Source organism: Winogradskyella litoriviva (genome assembly GCF_013249065.1).
GTDB classification, from domain to species: Bacteria; Bacteroidota; Bacteroidia; order Flavobacteriales; family Flavobacteriaceae; genus Winogradskyella; species Winogradskyella litoriviva.
Genome location: NZ_JABRWQ010000004.1, coordinates 81,033 through 107,061, shown reverse-complemented (window position 1 = coordinate 107,061; position 26,029 = coordinate 81,033). Strand labels below are relative to the sequence as shown.

The following is a 26,029-nucleotide window of genomic DNA, read 5'->3' as shown; positions in this document are numbered from 1 at the left end:
TATTAACTTCTATTCCCAAATTGTTCTCTTGCTTCTGTCTCTATATTTAATTGATTTACTCTTGCGTCTACTTTTCGCTTAAAGTCTGTATCTGCAATGGTTGCTACATTATCTAAATAACGAATAACCTCTTGTCTTCTAATATCTGAAAAGTTAAGACCTTTCATATTAGACTTCATTAACTCTTGCAACATATTAAATTTGGTTTCATAATCCTTTTTAAAATAGGTTTCGGGATTTTCAAACCAATCTTTTTCTAAATCGAAATCAGTAAGTCGCAATGAAATTGCAGATTGAATGTTACGCACATCTCTAGACGAGAAAAACGGAAATATCTTCTGAATTTCTTTATACAATGCTGCGTAAAACATATGATCAGTCTCTTGATGTAACTTTTCTACCTTATCAAAAGTATCATGTACTCTAGCCTCTGAAGGTTTTTCTAATGCATTAAGAATTTCTCCCATACTATTAGCCAAACCTTGATCAGATAAGTATTTATACACTTCAGGATCATTCATGTTTACAAAATCTGGCATTGTATCATTTAACTTTTTCCACCAGATGTAATCCTGATCAACAAAATCGTGTTCCGTACGTGCTCCATCAATTTTAAATCTACCTTGTACTCTAGAAATTACAGCTTTATCTAACATTTCTGGTAAATTGGTAAATAAACCAATAGAACTGTTACCGTAATTTACAGCATAAGCACCTTCAGTATACCTTAAAAATACACCTATAACTTCTTTTACACCTGCAGAAACACCTTGCGCTGTTCGTTCTTGTAAATTATTCTCAGCATCATCAATTGGCGCAAAAATTAATTTAGTTGGATCTTGTAAAGGTTTCATCCACTCTACCATTTTTTCAGCAGAACCACCTTGAAAAGTACTAATCAACGTATCTGGCATTGGGTGGAATAAAAATGGAATATCTAAATTATCAGAATGTTCTTTTAACCTGGTTGCAATGGCTGCAATAAGCATACTTTTTCCTGTTCCAGGAATTCCGTAACCCATAAATACAGGCATAAAACCACCTAATTCTTGAAATGGGTTTTTCTTAGCTTCTATATCATAGCTTAATAAACGCTCAGTTAAACGACGTGCAAAATGCTTGGCATCTCTATTACCTACAATTTGCTCAAACTGAATTTTGTTGAATTCTATACTCTTTGCTGTACCTGAAAAAGAATTTTCCCAACCAGATACTGCAAATTCTGAATTTTCTAATTTGTAAGTTCTATCAACAATTGTTTCTGTGTATTCTAAGCTACTTTTTCTAAGTTGAATCTCGTCTATTAAGGCTTCAAAATAAACTACCGTAAAATCAATAACATCTTTATCTGACTTAATGATTTCTGGATGACCTAAATATTTATCATAATAAAACAATTGGCAAGAAATCCCTTTTAAAGGTGTCAATAAAGACACTTCAGGAATACCTGCAAACTTTTGTTTCATAACCGATAAATCATCTGAAGCATATGGTTTTAAATCATGCAAAATTTTATACGCTGTAGCAAATAACATAAAGGCTGTAGACGTATGCATTTTACTTTCGTATTCTCGTCTTCCAGAATTATCTAAAGCCGATTTATTTTCACTTAAACTCGATAATCCTGAGGCATCATAGAAGCTATCTTTAATCCAAATACCTAGCGTTAAAGCTTCTTGTACCGCAAATAAAGTTTGATTTAAATAAATAGGAAGTGCTACAGACTCTGGCAATAAACGTTTTTTTAAGGCTAAAATAGTTTTTGAAACTGAAGTAACATTGACGTTGCTTCCGTTGTTTGCCCGAGATAAATACAATAAAATAGATTCATCTTTAGCGTCGTTATCTTTGTTTTTTGCGCGTTGACTTTGTTCCCATTGAATAGATTTTAGATACGTTGTTGCTTCATCTCGAAGCATGTCTAATTCATTTTGCTTTATAGGGAAGGTTGAGTTGTGTTCCATTTTTTTTTAGGCTTCAGTCTAAGACTTAAAAAACAGTTTCTTACATTGTACTGCCTTATTTATCTAAAACTGTTTATTATTAATATGTGATTTTATCGCAATACTGAAAACTGAAACTGCGACAGTTAACTTTTTACTTCATTTCTAATTCCGAAATCTGAATAGGACTCTGCGCCAACTTATTCATAATCTCTGGAGTTTTATTATATAACAATTGAATGATTCTGTGCGGTGCAAATATGTATCGTTGATTGAAAATAGCATCCCAACGCTGAAAAGTTTGTTTACTAAAAAAACTACCTTCTTTAAATTCGCTTGCAGATTTTAATTCATCTATTTTAAAAGAAATAGCATAAGACTCTAAAGGAATTTCTTTGTTTGCAATACTCTGTAAAATTGTATGCGTTACTTTATTTTCATCTTTTGCAAAAACATTGTGTAATGGTCCTAAATCTACACGTCGTATTCGTTTAGGAAATACCTTTGGCAAACGCTTATCTATTGCATAAGCCATAGTATCTAAACTCATATCGCGATCCGCTACATTTTTTAGAATAGAATAGATTTCGTCTTTATAATCAAGAACATTTTTACCGTCGTAATTAAAATACATAAAGCAAATGTATGGCCTGTTATGAGTGACATCATAGAAACTCCAACTTACTAAATATTCTTCCTCAGTACCTTCTGTAGTTTTTATGATTTTGCCCTGCACAAAACGATTAAAAATATACTCTTTTTTTGCTGAAGTATAGTAAACTATTGATGCTGCCTGAAAGAGTTTACGCTTGGAAATTGGCTCCTTTTTGCGCATTAAGGTGTCTAAAAACTCCTCTTTTAACACCTCTATATTAGTTAGTTTCCCTAAATACTCTTCGCGCAACTCTAAGTCATTAAATAAGTATCTAAATTCTAAATAATTTGGAAATCCAGAATCGGTTAAATCAACTTTCATGTTTTCCTCATCGTCATACATGTATTTTACACGCATGGCTTCAATTGAATACAACAACAAATCACTGTATTGTTTAAATAACAACACTTCTTGTTGATTTAAAATTTGTTTTTCCTGTACAGCAACAATGAGTTCCTTTAATGTAAAATCTATCATTTTGTGATAGAACACATATTGTTCTTTGGAATCTAATATTGCGGAATCTAATGGTGTAACAATCATTATGGTAGGCAGTTGGTAGTATTCAGCTTAACATGAATACTTTTAAAGTATTATTAAAAAGATATTGAAATAGATATATCTAGGGTATTCAGTTTTGATTTGACTGCCAACTGAATACCATAGTTATATATTTTTTTTATCCTAACAAGTCATCATCATTAGCTTCTGGTTTTGGCTCACCTGCTGGTTCTCCGCCTCCATCACCTGATGGTGCATTTCCATCTGCTGCATAGTAATCTTCAAAAATTTCTTTCATATCAATACCATAACGGTCAGCAAAATTTGATTGGATTGATTTATCCTTTTCTCTAATTTCTTGTAAAGCTTCTGCATAACTTCCGTAAACACCTTGCATTACTTTTTCGTGCACCGGAATATTATCCATCATTTCTTGACGTGCTTTAGCACTTGCTGTATGCATTGCTGCCAATGTCTCACCAATATGCTCATCTGTTTTTACACCAAGATGCTCTAAAATAGCAGCAAATTCTTGATCTGTACGTGCTTTTAATGCAACAACATAACCATCATAATACTTTAAACGTTCATCCGTATCACTCTTTAATTTTGCTCTATGCGTTTGTAAATTACTACGTAAAGATGTTAATACTTTAATTGTAAGATTATGTTTATGAACAAAACTATCTTTTGAAGCAGCTAATGTAGTATAAGCATTTTTAAGCCCTTCTAACTCTTCTACTTTTTGCTCTAAAGTTGTCACTTTAGCCAAAGCATCGGAATATTCAGTAGATTGTTTATCTGCAACTTCTTCTAAAGATTGACGCGCTTGCTTTAATAAAGCATACTCGGTTTCTAGCTTATCTTCTACTTCTTTCTTTTTCTGAAGTGCTTTTGTGTGATTATTAGACGCTTCTACAATTGCCGTTTTAAGGCTTTCTTCTACTTCTTTAATCTCAATTTCTCTATCTTTTAAACGCTTAATTGCCGCTTGACTTTTAAAGGATAATTCATTTAATAAGGTTTGTACGTCTGCTGTTTCTATACGTTGCTGAAACATAGCCTTAGCCTTATTATCTGAAGCATCACGCTCTTTTTGAGCATTTTTTAACTCTGCCTCTGCATCTTTAATTTTGCTTTTGCGTCCCCAAAGATTATTCCACCAAGTATCTGGTTTATTATTGGCATCTTCTAATTCTACTTTAGCACGTTCTAAACGTTTTACGGCATCATCAATGATTTTTTGTTCTGCTGCATTTAGAGCTGAAAACCCTTCAAACATAATACCAACTTCATCTTGATAATCTGTTAGATCTTTAATAGCATCTAATAAAGTAGTTCTATCCTTTTCTGCCATATCTACAACATTATCTAATGTTGCATTTAATATTTTCTGACGACTTTCTGGATCATCTTCTTGCGCCAATTTAGACTTCATTTGGTCAATGGCTTTCCCCCAATTTACATCGACTTTCGCTGTTTTTTCATTGGAACTTGTTTCTAATAAATCAAAATCATCAGACATATTTGTGTAGTATTATTAAGTTGAACAATTTAAGGTTAACAATTTCGGTAATTTTTTAGGACTATAAAAACTTTACCTACAAAAATATAGGTAGATGTATTTTAAAAAATGTTACAGTTTTTTTTCAAATTATTTTAAGACAAACGTTAAATAACTATAGAAAATTCATCGTTTAAATAGAATATATAAGATTTAACCCATTCATACACAATTTAAACGTTAAATTATGAGTTTTAAAACTAGCAATTAAAATCCCGAAAACCCCTAAAAACACTGCTGTTTATCGGAATTAAATCACATTTAAACGTCGAAATCATCATTTTTTTAATGTAAAAAGTTTAAAATTAAAGATTTAAAAATAATATTTTCTTTATCTTAGCGGTCTAGAACCCCAATTCTACATCAAAACGTATGTATAAAATTCTACTTACTAAGGCGCTGATAGTGACTACGACACAACTAACTATGATATTAATTTCAGTAGCCACTGTTTTTCTTGTACTTATTTCTATTGCTATTGTAAAAATGTACAAGCTAAAAGCAGAAAACAAAAAACTTATGCAAACTAATGCATTTAAGGATTACGAAGACTCTACAGAAGAAACACCTAGTGGTCATCTTTATGGTGATAATTAATTGAAGACTATGGCCTTTTTAATATTAATTCCGTTCTTCATTTTTTTTACAATATTTATCCTTTTTATGAAACCTGATATATACGCTCATGAGCACGATGCGTCTATAAATGAAGAAATAGAGAAATTTAACGCTAATTTTAAAGAATTAGAGATAGAAAACAATTATTATATAGATAATAACCATATTTATAATAAATAAAAAAGCCAGCAATTGCTGGCTTTCTCTATTTGCTCTGATGTTCTGTAGATTTATCTTACTAACTTTCTATACTTAATTCGTTTTGGCATCAAATCTCCACCTAAACGTTTCTTCTTATTTTCTTCGTATTCACTAAATCCACCTTCAAAGAAATAGACTTGAGAGTCACCTTCAAAAGCTAAAATATGCGTACATATACGATCCAAGAACCATCTATCGTGACTAATCACCACTGCACAACCTGCAAAGTTTTCTAACCCTTCCTCTAAAGCTCTTAACGTATTAACATCTAAATCGTTAGTAGGCTCATCTAAAAGTAATACATTACCTTCTTCTTTAAGTGTCATTGCTAAATGTAAACGGTTACGTTCTCCACCAGACAATAATTTAACCTTTTTATTTTGCTCACCTCCAGAGAAATTAAATCGGCTTAAATAAGCTCTAGAATTTACTTCTCTTCCTCCCATCATTACTAACTCTTGCTCGTCGCTAAAGTTCTGCCAAATTGTTTTTTCTGGGTCAATATTAGAATGCTTTTGATCTACATAAGCAATCTTAGCAGTCTCTCCTACCTTAAATTCTCCTTTATCAGGTTTTTCTTCACCCATTATCATTCTAAAAATTGTTGTTTTACCAGCACCATTTGGTCCAATAACACCTACAATTCCTGCTTGAGGAAGATTGAAATTTAAATTGTCGTATAATAATTTATCCTCGTAACCTTTAGCTACTCCAATAGCTTCAATCACATTGGTTCCTAAACGTGGACCATTTGGTATATAGATTTCTAACTTCTCGTCAAGTTGTTTTTGATCTTGACTCATTAATTTATCGTAATTCTTTAAACGCGCTTTTTGCTTGGTTTGTCTTCCTTTTGCGCCTTGACGTACCCAATCTAGCTCTCGTTCTAATGTTTTTTGACGTTTAGAAGCTGTTTTACTTTCTTGAGCCATACGCTTAGACTTCTGGTCTAACCAAGATGAGTAGTTGCCTTTCCATGGAATACCCTCACCTCTATCGAGTTCTAGTATCCAACCTGCCACATTATCTAAGAAATACCTATCGTGTGTTACAGCGATTACCGTTCCTTTATATTGTGCTAAATGGTGTTCTAACCAATGTACAGATTCTGCATCTAAGTGGTTAGTTGGCTCATCTAATAATAATACATCTGGTTCTTGTAATAACAAACGACAGAGAGCTACACGTCTACGTTCACCTCCAGAAAGAACGCCTATCTTTTTATCACCATCTGGCGTGCGCAAAGCATCCATTGCGATTTCTAGCTTTGTATCTAACTCCCAAGCATTTGCTGCATCTATCTGATCTTGTAATTCAGCTTGGCGATTCATAAGCTTTTCCATCTTATCTGCATCGCTATACACTTCCTCTAAACCAAATTGGTCATTAATACTATTATACTCATCAAGAATTGCAACAGTTTCTGCAGCACCTTCTCGCACTACTTCCATTACTGTTTTATCGTCATCTAGTTGTGGCTCTTGCTCTAAATAACCAACCGTATAACCTGGTTGAAATACCACATCGCCTTGATAGTTTTTGTCAACACCTGCAATAATCTTTAATAAGGTAGACTTACCAGACCCATTTAAACCTAGAATTCCAATTTTAGCACCATAAAAGAAGCTTAAATATATATTTTTTAAAACAGGTGTGTTTGCTCCAGAAAAAGTCTTTGTAAGACCAGACATCGCAAAAATTACTTTTTTATCGTCACTCATTTTATTAATTTATAAAGTTTATTTTTAGTTAAAAGTTGTTTAAATCTATTAAACACGTCCCTTAAGAGCATTAAAAACCCAAGCGATACAGAAAAATCCACCACCAACAGCTGCAAATCCCCAACCTGCTACGTCGTCATATCTAAATGCGCCAAGTGCTATTAAACCACATCCTACAAATATCATTATCCAGGTTGCCCAAGATAGTACCGTGTTTTTATTCATCGCCATATTCTATTCTTTTAATTTAGTTAGTTGAATTACAAATATCGTATTTTAAATAAAAAAAGCATCACGTTTTGTGATGCTTCTACTATAAATACTATTGAAAACTATAATTTTATCATAGGAACCTCAATAAATAATAGCTCTGTATCTGTTTTTGATTTAAGTTGAAAGCTATTTATTTCTGAAATACCAATGGCATCTCTCATTTTTAAATCTTCATTTTCAAAATTAATTTCGCCTGAAATAATCATTAAATAAACACCATGAGTTTCACCTTTTAAATCGTATGTGAATTCTTCATCTGCAGCTAAATCAATTCTTGAAAGTTTTACATCTTGATGAATTTTTAAACTTTCTTTATCTTCATTTTTAAATGATGTTACTAAAGTTTGAAGCTTTCCTCTTCTATTTTCAGCTTTAAACATTTTTTGACTATAACGAGGTTGAACATTTCGCTTTTCAGGAATAATCCAAATTTGAAACAAACTTAAATGCTCTTCAACAGAACCATTAATTTCAGAATGCTGAACTCCTGTTCCTGCAGACATTACTTGTACTTCTCCTGGCATAACGGCTTGCCAATCGTTATACATATTATCACGATGTTTTAAGATTCCTTTTAAAGGAATTGTGATAATCTCCATATTGTCATGTGGATGTGTCCCAAAACCCATTTTCGGAGCAATAATATCATCATTTAATACTCTTAACGCACCAAAATGTAATTTTTCAGGACTATACCAATTAGCAAAACTAAAAGAATGATTAGCTTGTAACCATCCATGATTAGCAACCCCTCTGCTCTCTGCTTTATGAATTACTTTCTTCATTTTTAAAGTGATTTTTGGTTCTAATAAAATGTATTTAACCTAACCTAATTTAAAGATTTAGTTCATCTTACCTTATCTAATAAGTTACTTAACTGAGCCGCCTCCTCTTCGGTTAAATTCCCTAATAAATCTTTCTTATCTGCTTTAGAGATATCGTGTAATAGGTTTAATCCTTCTTCCGTAATTTTTATATGAACGACGCGTCTATCTCCTGGACAAGAAATACGCTCTATTAAGTTTTTTGAACAGAGTTTATCCATTAAACGTGTTGCATTAGGCGACCTTTCTATCATTCGCTCTTTTATAGTTTGAACTTTTAAAGGCTCTCCTGCTCCTTTTAAAATTCGGAGAATATTATATTGCTGTGACGAAATTTTAAAAGGTTTAAAAAATGAAGTTTGGTAACTATTAATCCAATTTGCTGTGAACATAATGTTCAACATGGCCTTAACCTTTTGATTAGGAAAAGTTGAATTGATATCTTTAGAAAAATCGCCCATTTATTACTTTTTAATTATCTACTTGCTTTTATATTACACGCTTAATAATACTAAAACCTATAATGCGTTTTCAAATTGCTTAACTTGAATTAGCAACTGTTCATTTAACGCATCATTACTAATTTTTCCTTCTGAAAAGTTCTCAAAAAAAGATGGTAATGAAAATTCACTAACAATATCAGCATCATGTCTCGGAAATCTGTCTTTTGCAATAGCTAAAACAGAAGCACCTCCTCTAGCTCCAGGAGAAGTTGCCATTAATAACATTGGTTTATTTTGAAATGTCTTTTGCTCTACTCGAGACATCCAGTCAAATAAGTTTTTAAATACAGATGTATAGGCACCATTATGTTCTGCTAAAGAAATTATAATTCCGTCTGCATTTTTAATGGCTTCTACAAAACGCTTAGCATTTTCCGGAAAACCATTTTCTTGCTCAAAATCTACACTATACTGTGGCAAATTATAATCATTAAGATCCAGAACCTCTGTTTTTGCATTATCTACTAAGCTAGCAGCATAACTAGCGAGTTGTTTATTTATGGATTGCTTACTATTACTTCCTGCAAATGCTATAATATTTTTCATACTACTTTTGTGATTTTTTGTTAAATATATAAGAAACGATTAAAAGTATTAATGCTACTAATGCTGCCATTTGTCCTCCATCTCCAATCATATAATGTGCGAAAAAGGCAAGAATAAATGCAAAAAAGAATCCAGCATATGCCCATTCCTTAATGGTTTTAAACTTTGGATACCAAAGCGCAAATAAACCTAATAACTTGGCAACTGCATAAGGGTAAATAATATACGATGGATATCCAAAACCTTTAAACATTTCCGACACCATATCGTGCTTAAAAAAATACATGTTTACTGAAAACAATATTAATAATGTCAATAAACCTGTGGCAACATAAAAAATAATTTTATCTCTTTTCATTCTATTTGTAATTTAATTAGACTGCAAATATATAACAAAATATATTTATTTACCTAGGAATATATTTCCATGTAATATTTTTTAACAAAACATTAGCTTTCCAAAAATAGTTTCGTTTTGTAAATTCGTACAAAACAAATCTCTATTAATGGATATTAAATTCAACCAAAACGAAGATCACAATAAGCTATTAGTTTCCGACTTAAAAAAGCGTTTTGCTAAAGTAAAATTAGGTGGTGGTGAAAAAAGTATAGAAAAGCACAAGGCAAAAGGAAAGATGACTGCTAGAGAACGTGTGGACTATCTTTTAGATTCAAAAGCTAAGTCAATTGAGATTGGCGCTTTTGCAGGAGATGGCATGTATGAGCAATATGGTGGTTGTCCGTCTGGAGGTGTTGTTGTAAAAATGGGTTATGTAAAAGGCAAACAATGTATTGTTGTTGCAAATGATGCAACTGTAAAAGCAGGTGCTTGGTTTCCCATTACAGGAAAGAAAAATTTACGTGCTCAAGAAATTGCTATAGAAAATCATTTACCAATAATCTATTTGGTGGATAGTGCTGGTGTATTTTTACCAATGCAAGATGAGATATTTCCAGACAAAGAACATTTTGGGCGCATTTTTAGAAATAATGCAGTAATGAGTAGTATGGGAATTACCCAAATAGCAGCCGTTATGGGAAGCTGTGTTGCTGGAGGAGCCTATTTACCAATTATGAGTGACGAAGCCTTAATTGTAGATAAAACAGCAAGTATATTTTTAGCCGGAAGCTATTTAGTAAAAGCAGCTATTGGAGAATCTATTGATAATGAAACCTTAGGAGGTGCAACCACACATTGTGAAATTTCTGGAGTTACAGATTATAAAGCTAAAGACGATAAAGATGCTTTAGACAAAATAAAATCTATAGTTGATAAAATTGGTGATTTTGATAAAGCTGGATACAACAGAGCTGAATCTAAAAAACCAAAAGAGAATCCGGATGATATTTACGGTATTCTTCCAAAAAGTAGAGCTGACCAATATGACATGAAAGAGATAATTAAGCGACTGGTTGATAACTCTGAATTTGATGAATACAAGCAAGATTACGGCAAAACCATTATCACAGCTTATGCCAGAATTGAAGGTTGGGCAGTGGGTATTGTTGCCAATCAACGAAAATTGGTAAAAACTAAAAAAGGCGAAATGCAATTTGGAGGTGTGATTTACAATGATTCTGCTGATAAAGCAACCCGTTTTATTGCTAATTGTAACCAAAAGAAGATTCCGTTGGTATTTTTACAAGATGTTACAGGTTTTATGGTTGGCAGTAAATCTGAACATAGCGGAATAATTAAAGATGGAGCAAAAATGGTTAATGCTGTGAGCAATTCTGTAGTGCCAAAATTCACTATTATTATAGGAAACAGCTACGGAGCCGGAAACTATGCTATGTGTGGCAAAGCATACGACCCAAGATTAATCGCTGCATGGCCAAGTGCAGAACTGGCAGTAATGAGTGGAAATTCTGCAGCAAAAGTACTATTACAAATTGAAACAGCTTCTCTTAAAAAGAAAGGCGAAACAATTACAAAAGAAAAAGAAGAAGAATTATTTAATAAGATAAAACAGCGATACGATAATCAAGTATCTCCATACTATGCCGCTTCAAGAATTTGGACAGATGGTGTTATTAATCCATTAGATACCAGAACATGGATTTCTATGGGAATTGAAGCTGCTAACCACGCTCCTATTGAAAAGCCTTTTAATATGGGCGTTTTACAGGTATAATTAAGTATCATTAACTAATTAGTTAAACCTTTTTAATTAGATACATATATTAAAAACAACTACTTACTGTAATTATTCTATATTTTCTTTTATAAAAAATAAGATTTTTATTACATTTGAGAATACTCAACCCTACCTACTAACTAATTGAAAACTCTTTCATTACTATTTTTGGTTTTAACTTCTTTTTTTTGTTATTCACAAAACTTAGATGAATATAATGCTACGTATCCAGAAGACGATGTTATAACATTATCCTTAAATAAGCATATAAGTATTACAAAATCTAAAAGCAGTCTTTCAATAAAAGAAATTGTTAATAGAAAAGATTTCTATCTTACTAATAAACGTTTAACACATGCTACTGAAAGTGTAAATTATAATACGTTTAATACTATAAAAAACATTACTGCTTTCACAGAAAATAATATTTCTGATAAAATAACAAAAAGCTTTGTTCGTGATTTTAATGATGAAGATGTTTTAGTTAGAGGTGTATTTTATAATGACCAGAAGAAGAAGAGTTTCTCTTTTCCTAACGTAAATAAGGGCTCTATAACACATTTAAGTTACGAAAAAACCATTAATGACCCACATTTTCTTCCGTCATTTTTAATTAGTGATAATGTACCTATAGAAAAGGCAGAAGTAAGTATTAGTTTTCCAAATGATGTTGATGTAGCTTTTACAACCTTTAATTTGGAGAATATTGATACTAATTTCGAAGAAATAAAAGACAGTGACATAACTACTTATAAATGGACTTTAAAATCTATACCTAAGATTAATAGAAATTATGATTTCTCACCCATCTATTACATTCCTCAAATTATAGTACATATCAAATCTTACACAATAAATGGAGAATCTTTTCCTGTTCTTTCTAATACTAGTGATTTATATTCTTGGTATAGGTCTTTAATTAGAAATATTAATAATACTGACCAAAGTGAATTAAAAAACAAATCATTAGAATTAATTAAAGGAATAGAATCTGAAGAAGAAAAAATAAAAAAAATCTACTATTTCGTTCAAAATGAAATTAATTATATCGCATTTGAAGATGGTTTAAATGGTTTTATTCCAAGAGATGCTAAAAATATTTACGTCAACAAATATGGTGATTGTAAGGATATGGCCAATTTATTAAACCAAATGTTGCATTATGCAGGTATCAATTCTTATTTAACTTGGATTGGTACACGTAAAAAACCATATTCTTACACTGATGTACCTACTCCTATAACAGATAATCATATGATTACTGCTGTAAAAATTAATGATAATTACACCTTCTTAGATGCAACTGCTAAATATTTAGGTTACGGTTTCCCTTCACCTTCTATACAAGGAAAAGAAGCACTCATTGGATTGAGTGAAACAGAGTTTAAAATAATAAAAGTACCAGAAGTACCTGCATCTCAAAACACATCGACCATTTTTTCTGAACTAGAGCTTAGTAACACAACTTTAATAGGAAATCATAAAGTTGAATTAACAGGTTTTGAAAAACTACATATGCATCATAAATTAGAAAGAAAAGATAATGATGATATTAGCTTTTTAGAATCAGCACTTAAATTCGGCAAAAAAAGGACTCATATAAAAGATATAAAATATAAAAATCTTGAACTTGCTGACGATACGCTTTTAATTGAATTTAGTTCAGAAACTGAACGTTACATTAAAAAAATAGAAAATAATATTTACCTAAAACCTCATTTAGATTTTAATTTATTATCTGAAATTGTAAAGAACGAAGAGAAGGATTTTGATAAAAAAATCAATCATAAATACAAAAAATCTTTTATCACAAAACTTAACATTTCAGGTGATTATGCAGATATTACCATTCCTGAAAATTCTAATTTTAATCATCCATATTTTAATTTTAAAATACAATATAAACTATCTCAGGACTCTAAAATACTAGAGATTGAAAAACACATTACAATAAATACATTGAAAATTGAAGTCATAGATATCGAGGACTGGAATCATTTTATAAAAGCCTTAAATAAAGCCAACAAACAATCCATAGTTTTAACCCATCTATAATCATGAAAAAAAGCTTATTAACTCTAATACTAGTATTAATTTCAATTACTGCTTCTGCACAACTTTATAAGAGTCATGATTGGGAAGAAAACCAAGAATTTTATGAACTCAACACATCTGAATTAAAAGAACCTTCCGTTGCGATTAAAGAAAAATATTTAATTCAGTATTATCAACCTGTTTTAGGACGAAGTTTTAAACTGTTTGAAACAAAACACAGTATCATTAGAATAAATACTGAAAAAGGCATAAAAAGTCATAATAGAGTGTATATCCCAATGCGCAACGTAAAAAGAGTAATTGATATAAAAGCGCGCGTTACTCAAAGCAATGGAGATGTAAAATACTTAGACAAAAACAATATAAAGGAGCTAGAAAATGTAAAAAATTATGGAGGCTTTAAAATTTTTGCCATTGAAGGTTTAACAAAAGACTCTCAATTAGAATTTATTTATACGTTAGAAAACAAAACCACAAGTTTAGGATCTATTGTAATACAAAAAGAATATTTTGTTAAAGAAGCTGTAGTGATTATTAGAAAACCACGTGCTTTAAAATACCGTGTAAAAGGCTATAATGGTTTTCCTAATATGCAAACAGAAAAAGTTGATGGAAATAAAGAAGCGTTAATAACTACTGTAACTAACGTTAAAGGAATGACAGACGAAAGCAACGCTAGCCCATCTGCAAATAGAATGAAGGTTTTGTACCAAGTAGCTGTAGGTATCCCTTCAGATTCTCAAATGTGGCGAGGTTTAGAGAATAATATTAGAAGTAAATATATTAGCATACAGCCAAACAAACATCGCTCACTCGTTAATCATTACAAAAAATTTGCGGAAAACAAACCTAAAGGCAATTCTGAAGAAATTATAACTAATATTTGCGAATATATAACCTCTTCATACAATATTATACGTACACACTCTGAAGAATTATCGCAGTTAAAACATATCTTTAAAAATAAACAAGCTACAGAGCAAGGAATAATTAGGCTTTATACGTGCTTATTAAATTCCGAACAAATTGATTACGAGTTAGTACTTACTTCAAATAGGTTTAACCATAAATTCGATTCAAACTTTTTTTCAAACAGTAATTTACAGACTGCTTTAATATATTTTATAGAGGAAAAAAAGTATATAGAACCAGATCATGTTAATACAAGACTAAATTTTGCGCCTTGGGAAACTATTGGTAATTATGGTGTTTTTATTAATGCTGAAGGTAGACGTTTTAAACAGATAGAAGCTCCTAATGCAAAAGACAATATGATAAAACGAGATTATGTATTTACTTTAGATACTGATAATGTATTAGCTACTGTAAATTGTAAACAACAAAACACAGGATATAGAGCCACCAGTGGTAGAGGTGCTTACAAATATTTTAAAACTAGAGATCTAAATGAGTTTAAAACTTTTACAGGAGCTTCAGGAATTGAAGATGTTGATTTTAAAAACTTTGAGATTAATAACGAAGCACTCTCTCTATCTGCAAATAATACACCTCTAGAAATAAATTACACGTACCAAGCTGAAAGTCTAATAGATGAAATAAATGAAGATTTTATGCTTAATTTTGGAAAAGTCATTGGAACCCAAAATGAACTATACCAAGAATCTGAGCGTATTAACCCTATTGAATTAAGAAGTTTAATAGAATATAAATACACATTTTCTATTCCAATACCAGAAGGTTATGAAGTTAAAGGTTTAGATGACACTAAAATAAACCGTAACGTCATTATTAATAATGACACGGCGTGTAAATTTGTTTCGGACTATAGTATTGAAAATAATATTATCACCATTAATGTAACTGAAGGTTATTATAAATTAAATATGGACTTAAAACATTACGAAGATTACAAATCTGTTGTAAATGCTGCATATGATTTTAGTAAAAAAAGCATATTGTTTAAGAAATTATAATAAGAGTTAATAGAATTACTTAATAATACAAACTAAAAAAGAGCGCAAATTGCGCTCTTTTTATTTATATGATAGTTAAAATTTACTCTAGCGTTAAACCTTCACGCGCAGCTTTCTTTTCTTCTTTAATCTCTTTAAAACGCTCCATTGCAGAACCAAACACCCAATAAGGTATTACAAAAGTTAAAAGGAAAATCATTAACCAAAATCCTATTGTTAAAATGGTTAAAAATGCTAAAAATCCTAAATACTGATCAAATTCGAACATAATTCTTGTTTCGTTTACGTTTTAATACTGCAAAGATATAACCAAAATATAAGTTTTACAATACCTTAACCTAGTTTTATTAACAGGAAATAAACAAAATAGGTTTACCCTACTCTGCTTTTAAATTTTTTATATGATAATTTACTAAGCCTTCAATAGGCCTTCTTACAAAATTACCAATTTTAAAACCATATTCTTCTGCTACTTTTTTAATTTCAGCCTGACCAAAATAAGCTATAGAACCTGCAAAGTGAACTGGGATTCCTGCTTTTAATTCTTCTTTATACTGAAGAATCATATTTTCTGTAAACAAGCGAATTCCGTTAGTTATAAGATTGCTAATATATTCTGAATCTTTATTAATAAACATAAACTCAGCATGATCCGCTAAATAAGCACTAGGATTAGTTTGCTTATATAAGTTGTATTTAATATAGTCTGCTTCTAAGTTGTGTTTATGTGCAAATGCTACGCTAATTGTATCTGGCATTTTATTAAAGTAATAATCTCTTATCAATTGCTTACCAAAATAATTTCCGCTGGCATCATCCATTAAAATAAAGCCTAAACTAGATACGCGTTGATGTAAATCTCTACCATCATAATAACTACAGTTAGAGCCTGTACCTAAAATACAAACCACTGCTGCTTCATCATTAGTATTTATACATGCTCTTACCGCTGCATAGGTATCTTCTCTAACTTCTACTATAGCATTTTTAAAATAAAATTCTAAAATTGACTTTAGTAATAATGTAGGCTTATCGGTACCACAACCAGCACCATAAAAATAAATATACGATACCTCATCGGCAATTGCCATTAATTCTTTACTCTTACGAATTGTTTTGATTAATTTTTTTTCTGCTACAATAGCAGGATTCAAACCTTTGGTTCTAATTTTATCAACGGTTTGTTTACCGTTTTTATCAATTGCAATCCAATCGCATTTTGTAGAACCACCATCTGTAATTAAAATCATGATAATGTATATATAAAAAAATTCCGTAGCCTATGACAATACATAATCCTACGGAATTTTCGGAATTATTAAAATGTCTTAAAGGCTATTAACCTTCTGAGCTAAATCAATCATTTTATTAGAATACCCAAATTCATTATCGTACCAAGATATTAATTTGAAGAATTTAGAATTAAGCTCTATAGATGCATCTGCATCAAAAACACTTGTTCTTACTTCACTAACAAAATCTTGAGATACAACTGCATCCTCAGTATATCCTAAAACACCTTCCATAGATCCTTCAGCTGCTTTTTTCATAGCTGCTTTAATATCTTCTAAAGACGTTTCTTTTGAAGTTTTTACTGTTAAATCTACAACAGAAACATCTGCTGTTGGTACTCTAAAAGCCATACCTGTTAATTTCCCATCTAATTCAGGAATTACTTTCCCTACCGCTTTTGCAGCACCTGTAGAAGAAGGTATAATATTTACAATAGCTGAACGTCCTAAACGGTAATTTTTACGAGAAGGTGCGTCTACTGTAAATTGTGTAGAAGTTGAAGCGTGGATTGTTGTCATTAAAGCTTCCTCTATTCCAAAATTATCTTCAATAACTTTAGCTATTGGTGCTAAACAGTTAGTTGTACAAGATGCGTTAGACACAATAGTGTTACTTGCAGTTAATTCTCCGTCATTTACACCCATTACAAACATTGGTGCATCTTTACTTGGTGCAGAAATAACAACTTTTTTAGCACCACCATCAATATGATATTGTGCTGTTTCTAATGTTGTAAAAATACCTGTACACTCAGCAACAACATCTGTTCCTACTTCATCCCACTTTAAGTTTTTTGGGTCTTTTTCTGCAGTAATTCTAATTGTTTTTCCGTCTACAACTAAGTGTCCGTCTTTAACCTCAACTGTACCATCAAATCTTCCGTGTACTGAATCATATTTTAAAAGGTAGGCTAAATGTTCTACATCTAACAAATCATTTATTGCTACAACATCTACATCATTACGCTTTACTGTTGCTCTAAATACTATTCTACCTATTCTACCGAATCCGTTGATTCCTAATTTTAAATTTGCCATTTTTTTATTATTAATTAAATTTTTGTTTTTATTAAATTGACATTATATCTGAAACTCTTAATAGTTCCATGTTTATTTTAGATTTTCCTTTCACAGCTTGATCAAATGGTGTTAAATCCATTACATCATTTTTAATACCAACCATATAATTACTTTTACCAGTAATTAAACTTTCTACTGCTTTTACTCCCATTCTACTTGCTAAAACTCTATCAAAACAAGAAGGAGATCCACCACGTTGCATATGCCCTAAAACAGAAACACGAACCTCGTACTCAGCCATGTTTTCGTCAACATAGTCTTTTAGTTCAAAAACACTTTTACCTATTTTATCACCTTCGGCTACGATAACTATACTCGAGGATTTTCCTGAAGCTTTACTTCGTCTTAATGACTCAACTAAACGATCTAGTCCTAAATCTTCTTCTGGTATTAAAATTTCTTCAGCACCAGCACCTATACCAACGTTTAATGCAATATGTCCTACATCACGTCCCATTACTTCTATAAAGAATAATCTGTTATGAGAACTTGCAGTATCTCTAATTTTATCTATTACATCTACAACTGTATTTAAAGCTGTATCATACCCTAAAGTATGAGTAGTACCATAGATATCGTTATCAATAGTCCCAGGAATTCCCATTACCGGAAAATTAAATTCTTGATTAAAGATCATGGCACCTGTAAAACTACCATCTCCTCCAATAACTACAAAAGCATCAATACCAGCTTCTCTTAATTTATCGTATGCAATTTGTCTTCCTTCTTTGGTTCTAAATTTATTTGATCTTGCAGATTTTAAAACAGTACCGCCTTTATTAATAATACCTTTTACACTACGCGCATCCATTTCTACAAAGTCACCATCAATCATTCCTTCATAGCCTCTATAAATACCGTAGCATTTTATATCATGAAAAGCACAAGCTCTTACCACTGATCTAATTGCAGCATTCATTCCTGGAGCATCGCCTCCAGATGTTAAAACACCTATTTTTTTAATTGTTTGTAGCATTTATAATATTTATTTGCAGTAAAATTAATAAACAATACATAGAAAAATGTGACTATTATCATAAATATTCTATGAAAAACTAATTCAAACGTTTTCGTTAATAAGTATTTTAAATTAATTTAAAATTTTAAGGATATTAAGACTTCTTTTTGCCATTTTCTTTTTTTACTGACATGAAATCTGGCATAAAATCACTTTTATCTTCTGTGTTTTTTTGTTCTTCTTTTTTAACTGTCTTTTCCTTTTTATTTTTACTTGAAAAGATTTTATGAATAAATTCTTTAAAGGTATCAAATTCTACATTATAAGATAAACCTACACCTTGTGTATAACCAATTTCATCCCCAAGGTAAACAATACTGTTTTCTCTGTTAAATACTTTAGCTCTTAATGTACCATCTTCATTTAATAAGAAATCTATTTGCACATCTCCACTAATTACGGTTTGACTTGCACTACCAAATGGAACTCCAACTTTACCGTTAACCAATATTTTATCGCTTATTTTGGTTTGGAGTGTAACACCTACTTTATTATTGGTTTGAAGATCTGGTGTGTCCTGTCCTAATTCAAAATCAAAACCAACATCTAAATTACCATTATTGGCACCAAAAAGATTATTTATAATACCTGTTAATCGTTCTGATATTGTACCTGTAAAATTTGCGCCCTGTATGCCATTAGAAAAACCACCTGTTGCTAAAAATATTAAAGCTTGGTTATCTTTTTCTTCTTTAGAAGACAATCTATACTCTAACTCGGATTTAACGGTAGAACTTACTCCTGGAAATCTAAAATCGAATTCTGGTTCTGGTTGTTCTAGTTGACCTGTTAAGTGTATTTCTACCTCTACATCAATACTTTGGGTAATTGGATTGTCTAATAAAACAGAAGGGTTTGCAGGTGCTGAATAAACCGCTTTTAAATTTAATTCTGCACCCATTGGGTCTCCTTGCCAAACGATACTTCCGCCTTGTTCTACCTTAAATTTCTTCTCAACAAAACCACCATACTTAAAATTATAAAAGCCTTCATAAACTGTAAAATCACCATACATATTAAAGGTTCCGTTTGTATTGATAAAGAAGTTAAGCGTTCCTTCTCCTTTTCCTTTTATTGTACTACCTGCTTCTTTATCTATTACAATTTCTATAGTAGCGTTTTGGTTAACATTGAGGTCAAAATCTAAGATTAAACCTTTTACTTCTATTTGCTCTAAAATTTTACCTTTTACTCGTGTTAATTTTTCTTCAGGACTTAAAAAATGTATATACGAGTTGTCTCCAAAACTTTCCGAATCATTTAAAGGAATAAAAAACTCCGTACCAGATTCGGTTCTTCCATTATTAACTTCTATAACTAGTTGTTCTGTTGGTCCTTTTATTTCTGCTATTCCGGATATAAAGCCTGTTCCATAATAAAGTTCGTCTTCAGACTCTTCGGTATTTAAAACTAATAGTCTATCTGTATTTAGTCTTAAACCTAATCTCCAATCCGAAAAATTATGATGTTCAATAAAACCATTTAAATTTCCATTTGAAAAATATTCTGAATCTGTCATTGCAACATTTTTAAATATAAATTGCTGACCTTTTAATTCAACTTTAGAATCAAAATCAAAACCATAATCTACATTTAAGTATGGTATTGACATACCTGCTCTATCTAACAACAATTCGCCATCAATACTCGGTTTTTTTAAACTACCATTAACTTTTGCATAACCAGAAACTAAGCCTCTAATATTACTTATTACACCTTCTCCTAACGGGTTTAATGGATCTAGTAAAAATTCTTCAAACGTAACATCTAAGTTTATGGTTGGGTTTTGCTCTGAAACATCAATGGTTCCTTTTGCTCCTAAAGATTTTAGATTATCATTAATTAATGTTACATCTACTTTGTAATCTGTGATTGAATTATTTCCTTCAATATTAGCTTTTAGGTTTCCTAAATCGTAATCATTTACAAAAAGACCACTAATTTCTATATTAGACTTAGGTAAATAAACACCATCATTTTCTAGGACTTGTAGTTTTCCGTTTACTAATCCTTTAAGTGCTAAACTATCTATACGAGGTGTTATTTTTACGAGTTCTACATCTTTAATGTCAACTTTAAAATCTTTATTTAAAGAATCTGATATTTTACCAGATACTAAAATTTCTTCATCATTATTAGTAATACTAATAGGAAATACCTCAAACGCTTTAAAAGCTCTGTCAAATCTGATTTTATTTAAGGTGTCTTTATTAGAATTTAATAACCAATTATAACCCTTAAAACGTACATCAGATTTTCTAATACCAACAACAGATTGATTAGATTCGTCTATAGTGTAAAATAGATTTAAATTATAATTATCAGTATTATTTGTGCCGCCTTTAAATTCGGATTTAATTAATAAGGTATCACGTTTTGTTACATTAATTAAACTGAATTGTGATGCATTATATATACCTGTTCCTATACTGTCTATTTCAATATATGTATTATATAAAGGATTGCTATTATCGATACTTAGATTAATTTTATTGGCAAAATAATCCTTAAACTTTATCTCTGGAGAATTAAAACTGAGTTCAAAACCTTTTTCGTCTGTTTCAATACGTCCTTCAATAAATGTGTTTTTTCCTAATGTTAATTCTTTATAAAATACTGCTGCAATTTTTGAGTAAATATCAAACTTAAAGTTAAGGTATTGTCCTTCTTCTAATATATTTGGTACGTAGTTAGTATAGATACTTCCTACTGAATTTTCAATTAATCCTACTATATCTTCAATATTAAACTGACCCGTAATATTTCCGCTAATAATATCTGGAGAGTTTATGGCAATGGTACGTTCATTTTTATTAAAAGAAGATACGATATCAAAATCTTGAAATGCATAACTTCCATCTTGATTTTTGTACGTTGTATTTTTAATATTTATAGCACCTTCTGCATTATTAAACGTAGAACCTGTGCCGTTCATAGTTACTAATCCTCTAAATTCTGAAACATTATCTCTTGTAACAAAGTTTAATTTGTTAAGGTTAGCATAGCCTACTTTTGCTTTAAAGTCGAATTTTTTAATATCCTCAGAAAAATCTACCAATCCATTAAAATTGAGTTGTAGATTTAAGTCTTCGGCATTTATAATTCCGTTAAAAATTTTGTTACCTAAATTACCTGAAAGCTCAATATCTCTGTAAGTATAACCATTGTATTCTAAGGTAGACACTTCACCTCTTACATCTGATCTAAGATTGTCTATTGTGAATCCTTTACCATCAACATCGAGGTTTAATGTGGTTGTTTTCACTAAAGGATCATTAATAAGCTTACCAATATCAAACTCTTTTAAAACAACGTTTCCGATGTAATTAGCATTATCAATATTATCTATATCAGTTAAAAGTAAATCCGATTTTACAAAACCCAAATCTGTATTTATATCAATATCTGCTTCAACAGATTTAGCCGTTATAATTGATGTACCTTGTATACTAAAGTTACCTACTTTAGAAATTACACTCGGAATAGAATTACCCAAAAGCCTCGGCATAAGGGCTGTCAAATCTCTATAATTTGATGCTAAATTTTGAAAATCTCCATTTAATGCAAAACTATCATCTTCTCTACTAAATAAGTTTTTAAAGGTTATATCTCCAATAATTTTAGTGTTAGAAGAAGTGCTAACGTTGAGATTTGTTGCTATAAGATTATTTAAAGTTCCAGATAAATCTGCATTTAACTTAGCATTTTGGTTAGTGCCAAATTCATCAAAGAAAGCATTAAGTTCTGTTAAAGAAATATCCGAATCTCTAAAACTGGCAACTACATTTACCTTGTCTTTAAAATATTTTAAATCTTCTCGCTTATAATTAAATCTTAAATCGCCTTTTAATTCTGATGCTTTTGTTTTAATATTTAGATCACCAAAAATCATATGATTTAGCGTGTACTCAAAATTTGCCATTAAATTTTCAACCGCTATGCCTCTACTGTCTCTAAAACTAAATTTATTAATGCGCGTACTTACCTCTGGACCATTAATTAAGAAATTGGTAGCGTTGGCATTGAGTTCGGAAAACTCAAAAATTTGAGGTGTTTCTAAATTTTCGTCAATTAATTTAAAAACACCACCTTCTATAGATAAGTCACTTGAAGAAAACAAAAATTCACTAGGGCCAACTCTAGGGTTATCACTATCGAATTTAGCAACAAAAATATCTAAATTACTCTCTACATCACCTTTGTATGTTTTATGATTAAAAACTAAATTCTGAATATCGATATCTCCAAAATTTAATTTCGTATTGATTAAATTTCTAAAACTAATGATAGAACTATTTAATTCACCAACACTAATAAGTGTATCTTTTTTATAATCTCTAATTAAAATTTCTTTTAACTCTACATCACCATTTAGCTGCAATCCTACTCTACCAACATTAATGTCTGTTTTAAAATCATTATTTAATCTATCTGTAACGTATCTTCCTAACCTTGTTTGAACTGCTGGAATGGAAAGAATTAAAAATAAAATCAAAAAAAGTAACAAAATGATTGCTACTAATTTTCCTAATATTTTAAGTATCCGCTTGATAGAATTTTTACGTTTAAATGTTTTAAAACTTATTACCTTTGTCCTTACAATACGTTATTTTATATGGTAATGGATTTTAATATGTAAAATTAACAATTATTGTGCCTAATATCGACTATGGAAAAAGAAAATATTTATATCCTCGGAATTGAATCTTCTTGCGATGACACATCTGCTGCTATTCTTTGTAATGATACGATTTTAAGTAATGTTGTTGCTGATCAAAAAATACATGCAGAATATGGTGGAGTTGTACCAGAATTAGCTTCGCGTGCACATCAACAAAACATAGTACCTGTAGTTCATCAAGCGATAGAAAAAGCAGGAATAACAAAAGAACAATTAAGTGCTATTGCATTTACAAGAGGACCTGGTTTAATGGGCTCTTTATTAGTGGGTACGTCGTTTGCAAAATCAGTGGCCTACGGTTTAGATATTCCTTTAATAGATGTTAACCATATGCAAGCGCATATTTTAGCGCATTTTATAAACGAAGAAGACCATAAAAAACCTCCTTTTCCATTTTTGGCTATGACTATTTCTGGTGGACATACACAAATAGTGAAGGTTAAGAGCTATTTTGAAATGGAAGTCATTGGTGAAACTATTGACGATGCTGTTGGTGAAGCCTACGATAAAAGCGGAAAAATTTTAGGCTTAGGTTATCCTGCAGGTCCAGAAATTGACAGAAGAGCACAACTTGGTAATCCTAAAGCTTATCAATTTACCAAACCTAAAGTAGATGGTTTAAACTTTAGCTTTTCAGGCTTAAAAACTAACATTCTTTACTTTGTGCAGCGAGAAGTTAAGGCTAACCCTAATTTTATTGAAGAGAATATAAACGATATCTGTGCTTCAATTCAATATACAATTATTGGGATTTTAATGACAAAATTAAAATTAGCCGTAAAACAAACTGGCATTAATCATATTGCTATTGGTGGAGGCGTTTCTGCAAATTCTGGTATAAGAAAAGCTTTAAAAGATGCTGAAGACAAATTTGGATGGACAAGCTATATCCCAAAATTTGAATATACTACAGATAACGCGGCAATGATTGCTATTGTTGGTTACCTTAAGTATCTAGAAAAAGATTTTTCTGATTTTGATGTTATGGCAACTGCGAGATTAAAGATTTAATTTGGAAACTAATTCAATAGAAAAAAATTAGTTTAAAATTGTTAAAACATCTGTTAACATCTTTATGGCATTGCCGCAATGGTACTTTAAAATTTAGTTGTTTTGTAATACCTAAATCAAAAGCATAATAAACATGAAGTATTTTTTTACAATTATCTTATTAATACCTATAATTTGTTTTTCTCAAGAGACTATAGAGCAACAATTAGATTCAATTTCTAGCTCTGAAGAAGCAACCTCTTTTTTAAAGGCTAACAAACCAAAACAAGGCAAACTGTTTACGTTTAATAGAGCTAAACATAAAACAAGATTGGCTAATGATTTGTTTAATTTAGCTAAAGGAGGAAAAAAGGTAATTAAGACCGACTTTAAAAAAACCTATTACAAAATCATTGATAAATCTGAAGTCATGTTTTCAAGATTTGATATCATTGTATTTGATGCCTCAAATACTTCAACAAAAGAAGCTAAAGCAAAAAGGAATAAAGTACTTGCTCTACATAAAGAAGGTTATAGATTTAAAGATTTAGCAAAGCATAATTCTTCTGGTCCTACTGCAAAAATGGGAGGTGATACTGGCTGGATAAAATCTGGAGATATGTCTACAGCTTTTGATGAAATTGCATTTAATAAAACACATGCTATTGGTGAGGTTTTTACTATAGATGACATTGAAAACAACAAATATTATTTAGTTGTAAAAACCGAAGCAAAAACAGCAATAGAAGAAATTATTGTTTTAAAATTTTCTGAAGAATTAGAGTAATGCAACTTTTTTATAATCCAAATATATCTGAAAACGACACCAGTTTTAAATTCGATAAAGACGAAAGCAAACACATTGCTAAAGTTTTAAGAAAAAAAGAAGGTGATATTTTACATATAACTAATGGTAAAGGTTGGTTATTTACAGCAGAAATAACCATTGCAGAACAGAAAAATTGTGTTGTAAATATAACTTCTAAAAATTTTAGACCTAAACAAAATTATAATTTGCATTTGGCTGTTGCACCAACAAAAATGAATGACAGATACGAGTGGTTTTTAGAAAAAGCTACAGAAATTGGCATTAACACTATAACACCTATTATCTGTGATCATAGTGAACGCAAAGTTGTAAAGACAGAACGATTTGAAAAAATTATTCAATCGGCAATGAAACAATCATTACAATGTTATTTACCAAAGCTAAATACACCTATGCTTTTTAAAGATTTTATTAAGCAAGAATTTAATAGCCAAAACTTCATTGCGCATTGCGAAGAAACTGATAAAAAATCTTTAAAATCTCAGTTAGCACCTAAAGCGGATTATACTATTTTAATTGGTCCGGAAGGCGATTTTAGCGTTAAAGAAATTGAAATAGCCTTGCAACACAATTTTATTCCTGTAACTTTGGGTAACACGCGTTTAAGAACAGAAACAGCAGCTATTGCTGCTTGCCACTCTGTTGCTTTTTTAAATGAATAAT

Annotated in this window: 22 protein-coding genes; 8 read left to right on the top strand and 14 right to left on the bottom strand. The window is 30.7% G+C overall.

Features of this window, described 5'->3' with window-relative positions:
- Window positions 1-2: 2 nt before the first annotated feature.
- The 3 genes from HNV10_RS09455 to HNV10_RS09445 all read right to left on the bottom strand — a co-directional run bounded on the left by HNV10_RS09455 (window position 3) and on the right by HNV10_RS09445 (window position 4,624).
- Window positions 3-1,964, bottom strand: coding sequence for an AAA family ATPase (locus HNV10_RS09455; RefSeq protein ID WP_173301107.1), 1,962 nt, complete (start codon window positions 1,962-1,964; stop codon window positions 3-5).
- A gap of 133 nt (window positions 1,965-2,097) precedes the next feature.
- Complete coding sequence (locus HNV10_RS09450) at window positions 2,098-3,141, bottom strand: hypothetical protein (protein WP_173301106.1); 1,044 nt, start codon at window positions 3,139-3,141, stop codon at window positions 2,098-2,100.
- A 136-nt stretch (window positions 3,142-3,277) separates the two neighbouring features.
- A complete protein-coding gene (locus tag HNV10_RS09445) occupies window positions 3,278-4,624 on the bottom strand; it encodes a microtubule-binding protein (protein WP_173301105.1) in 1,347 nt (448 codons plus the stop codon).
- A gap of 465 nt (window positions 4,625-5,089) precedes the next feature.
- On the opposite strand from HNV10_RS09445, the gene HNV10_RS09440 reads away from it, so the two are divergent.
- Complete coding sequence (locus HNV10_RS09440; RefSeq protein WP_173301104.1) at window positions 5,090-5,260, top strand: hypothetical protein; 171 nt, start codon at window positions 5,090-5,092, stop codon at window positions 5,258-5,260.
- 66 nt (window positions 5,261-5,326) lie between these two features.
- Window positions 5,327-5,461 carry a hypothetical protein gene (locus HNV10_RS17285; protein WP_262887132.1) on the top strand — a complete coding sequence of 45 codons (135 nt, stop codon included), beginning with the start codon at window positions 5,327-5,329 and terminating at the stop codon, window positions 5,459-5,461.
- Window positions 5,462-5,511: 50 nt separating this feature from the next.
- On the opposite strand, the gene ettA is transcribed toward HNV10_RS17285, so the two are convergent.
- The 6 genes from ettA to HNV10_RS09410 form a co-directional block, all read right to left on the bottom strand.
- On the bottom strand, window positions 5,512-7,203 hold the full coding sequence (gene ettA, locus HNV10_RS09435; protein ID WP_173301103.1) for an energy-dependent translational throttle protein EttA: 1,692 nt from the start codon (window positions 7,201-7,203) through the stop codon (window positions 5,512-5,514).
- Between the two features lie 48 nt (window positions 7,204-7,251).
- Window positions 7,252-7,434, bottom strand: coding sequence for a CAL67264 family membrane protein (locus tag HNV10_RS09430; RefSeq protein WP_173301102.1), 183 nt, complete (start codon window positions 7,432-7,434; stop codon window positions 7,252-7,254).
- Window positions 7,435-7,535: 101 nt separating this feature from the next.
- Entirely contained in the window at window positions 7,536-8,261 is a 726-nt protein-coding gene (locus HNV10_RS09425; protein WP_173301101.1) for a pirin family protein, read from the bottom strand.
- A gap of 62 nt (window positions 8,262-8,323) precedes the next feature.
- Window positions 8,324-8,761, bottom strand: a complete 438-nt coding sequence (locus tag HNV10_RS09420) for a MarR family winged helix-turn-helix transcriptional regulator (protein ID WP_173301100.1) — start codon at window positions 8,759-8,761, stop codon at window positions 8,324-8,326.
- A gap of 57 nt (window positions 8,762-8,818) precedes the next feature.
- The gene (locus HNV10_RS09415; RefSeq protein WP_173301099.1) at window positions 8,819-9,349 is read right to left on the bottom strand and encodes an NADPH-dependent FMN reductase; all 531 of its coding nucleotides are present in this window, start codon (window positions 9,347-9,349) and stop codon (window positions 8,819-8,821) included.
- Window position 9,350: 1 nt separating this feature from the next.
- Window positions 9,351-9,707, bottom strand: coding sequence for a DoxX family protein (locus tag HNV10_RS09410; protein ID WP_173301098.1), 357 nt, complete (start codon window positions 9,705-9,707; stop codon window positions 9,351-9,353).
- A gap of 148 nt (window positions 9,708-9,855) precedes the next feature.
- Here HNV10_RS09410 and HNV10_RS09405 point away from each other — a divergent pair, with 148 nt between their 5' ends.
- The 3 genes from HNV10_RS09405 to HNV10_RS09395 all read left to right on the top strand — a co-directional run bounded on the left by HNV10_RS09405 (window position 9,856) and on the right by HNV10_RS09395 (window position 15,476).
- Complete coding sequence (locus tag HNV10_RS09405) at window positions 9,856-11,484, top strand: acyl-CoA carboxylase subunit beta (protein WP_173301097.1); 1,629 nt, start codon at window positions 9,856-9,858, stop codon at window positions 11,482-11,484.
- 147 nt (window positions 11,485-11,631) lie between these two features.
- The gene (locus tag HNV10_RS09400; RefSeq protein WP_173301096.1) at window positions 11,632-13,542 is read left to right on the top strand and encodes a DUF3857 domain-containing protein; all 1,911 of its coding nucleotides are present in this window, start codon (window positions 11,632-11,634) and stop codon (window positions 13,540-13,542) included.
- A 2-nt stretch (window positions 13,543-13,544) separates the two neighbouring features.
- The gene (locus tag HNV10_RS09395; RefSeq protein ID WP_173301095.1) at window positions 13,545-15,476 is read left to right on the top strand and encodes a DUF3857 domain-containing protein; all 1,932 of its coding nucleotides are present in this window, start codon (window positions 13,545-13,547) and stop codon (window positions 15,474-15,476) included.
- A gap of 82 nt (window positions 15,477-15,558) precedes the next feature.
- Here HNV10_RS09395 and HNV10_RS09390 read toward each other — a convergent pair whose 3' ends face one another.
- The 5 genes from HNV10_RS09390 to HNV10_RS09370 form a co-directional block, all read right to left on the bottom strand.
- The gene (locus tag HNV10_RS09390) at window positions 15,559-15,744 is read right to left on the bottom strand and encodes a hypothetical protein (protein ID WP_173301094.1); all 186 of its coding nucleotides are present in this window, start codon (window positions 15,742-15,744) and stop codon (window positions 15,559-15,561) included.
- A 109-nt stretch (window positions 15,745-15,853) separates the two neighbouring features.
- Window positions 15,854-16,726, bottom strand: coding sequence for an N-acetylglucosamine kinase (locus HNV10_RS09385; protein WP_173301093.1), 873 nt, complete (start codon window positions 16,724-16,726; stop codon window positions 15,854-15,856).
- Window positions 16,727-16,804: 78 nt separating this feature from the next.
- Complete coding sequence (gap, locus tag HNV10_RS09380; RefSeq protein ID WP_173301092.1) at window positions 16,805-17,806, bottom strand: type I glyceraldehyde-3-phosphate dehydrogenase; 1,002 nt, start codon at window positions 17,804-17,806, stop codon at window positions 16,805-16,807.
- A 31-nt stretch (window positions 17,807-17,837) separates the two neighbouring features.
- Window positions 17,838-18,824 (bottom strand): 6-phosphofructokinase, encoded by a 987-nt coding sequence (pfkA, locus tag HNV10_RS09375; protein WP_173301091.1) that lies wholly within the window; start codon window positions 18,822-18,824, stop codon window positions 17,838-17,840.
- Window positions 18,825-18,960: 136 nt separating this feature from the next.
- Window positions 18,961-23,361, bottom strand: a complete 4,401-nt coding sequence (locus HNV10_RS09370; protein ID WP_241695489.1) for a translocation/assembly module TamB domain-containing protein — start codon at window positions 23,359-23,361, stop codon at window positions 18,961-18,963.
- Between the two features lie 174 nt (window positions 23,362-23,535).
- On the opposite strand from HNV10_RS09370, the gene tsaD reads away from it, so the two are divergent.
- The 3 genes from tsaD (at window position 23,536) to HNV10_RS09355 (ending at window position 26,028) form a co-directional block, all read left to right on the top strand.
- A complete protein-coding gene (tsaD, locus tag HNV10_RS09365; RefSeq protein WP_173301090.1) occupies window positions 23,536-24,558 on the top strand; it encodes a tRNA (adenosine(37)-N6)-threonylcarbamoyltransferase complex transferase subunit TsaD in 1,023 nt (340 codons plus the stop codon).
- A 133-nt stretch (window positions 24,559-24,691) separates the two neighbouring features.
- Complete coding sequence (locus tag HNV10_RS09360; protein WP_173301089.1) at window positions 24,692-25,324, top strand: peptidylprolyl isomerase; 633 nt, start codon at window positions 24,692-24,694, stop codon at window positions 25,322-25,324.
- Complete coding sequence (locus tag HNV10_RS09355) at window positions 25,324-26,028, top strand: 16S rRNA (uracil(1498)-N(3))-methyltransferase (protein WP_173301088.1); 705 nt, start codon at window positions 25,324-25,326, stop codon at window positions 26,026-26,028. The genes HNV10_RS09360 and HNV10_RS09355 overlap by 1 nt, the downstream gene beginning before the upstream one ends.
- Window position 26,029: the final 1 nt, after the last annotated feature.